The sequence below is a fragment of the Sphingomonas sp. NCPPB 2930 genome (assembly GCF_042867205.1).
In the GTDB taxonomy this organism is placed as follows: domain Bacteria; phylum Pseudomonadota; class Alphaproteobacteria; order Sphingomonadales; family Sphingomonadaceae; genus Sphingomonas.
The window spans coordinates 1-1,042 of sequence record NZ_JBHZQU010000046.1 but is presented as its reverse complement, the minus strand read 5'-3'; the positions used below and the strand labels follow the sequence as shown (position 1 = coordinate 1,042).

The 1,042-nt window shown below is 60.7% G+C and carries 1 protein-coding gene; it reads right to left on the bottom strand.

From position 1 onward, the window contains the following. Positions 1–294: 294 nt before the first annotated feature. Positions 295–966, bottom strand: coding sequence for an NmrA family NAD(P)-binding protein (locus ACFX59_RS18230; RefSeq protein WP_387434468.1), 672 nt, complete (start codon positions 964–966; stop codon positions 295–297). Positions 967–1,042: the final 76 nt, after the last annotated feature.

The following is a 1,042-nucleotide window of genomic DNA, read 5'->3' as shown; positions in this document are numbered from 1 at the left end:
GCTTCACCTGCGCTCTTGCGCGACAACACCGGTCGGTCTCTGGTTGCCGCTGGTTGAAAGACTGGGGTCACGTCAATCGGGATGCAGCTCAAAGGCCAACAACCGTAATGCGCGCAGCAGGGCTTCATGCTGAGGTTCCAGCAATACCATCTGCTCGAACGTGCCGATTACTTCTCCCATGCGGAGGAAATGCCAAGCTATTGCCGCGCCTGCAATCGGTCTCGTTCGTCTCCTCGAAAACGATGGTTAATAGGGGATATGGATCGCTTTCTCGAAACTCATCTGGTTATTGTTTCAAGAAGGCGATGACCTCGCTCTCATTGGAAAAGCTGGCATCTCTGCCGCGCCCACGCTTCGATGCTGGTGGGTGTGAAGCCTGGCAGCGCTCCCGGCTCCTGCGCCGTGGCGAGTATCTGGTTGGCATCGGCCGGGTGCTCGCGGAAGTAACGGAACTTGGATGCGATACGCCGCCCCCATGCCTGGCCCCATCGCTGCGTCCACATCGCGCTCGAACACGTCGAGCGGCTCGGCATGATAGGTGATCGGCTTTCCTAGCCCGGCCGACAGCCGTGCCGCCAATTCGTCGCCCGTGACGCTTTCGGGGCCACTCACGAGATGATCGCCGCCATAGAGATCCTGCTCCAGCAGCAAGATCGTTGCCAGCGCACAGTCGTCGGTGCTGGTCCATGCAATCCGCTGGTTGCTCGCAATCGGTGGGGAGAAAACGCCGCGCTCCGCTATTTCGGCGCGGGCAGAGGGCTTCAGGAGGTTGTCGAGATACATGGTCGGGCGCACGATGGCGAAGGGAATGCCGGAACGTCGGATCAGCGCCTCGATCGCGGCATTGGCGACGAAACTCGGCTCGCCACAGGGTGCGGGGCGACTGGCGCTCGCCAGCTTCAGCACGATCGAGCGCACGCTGACATGAAGCAGCGCGTGAAGCGCATTCTCGACCTGGCGGACCATAGGTATCGTGGACAAAGCTTGACGTCGTGGTGCGCCACTGATTCAAGGCTGCCTTTTGGAGGCAGACTTGGGCGAA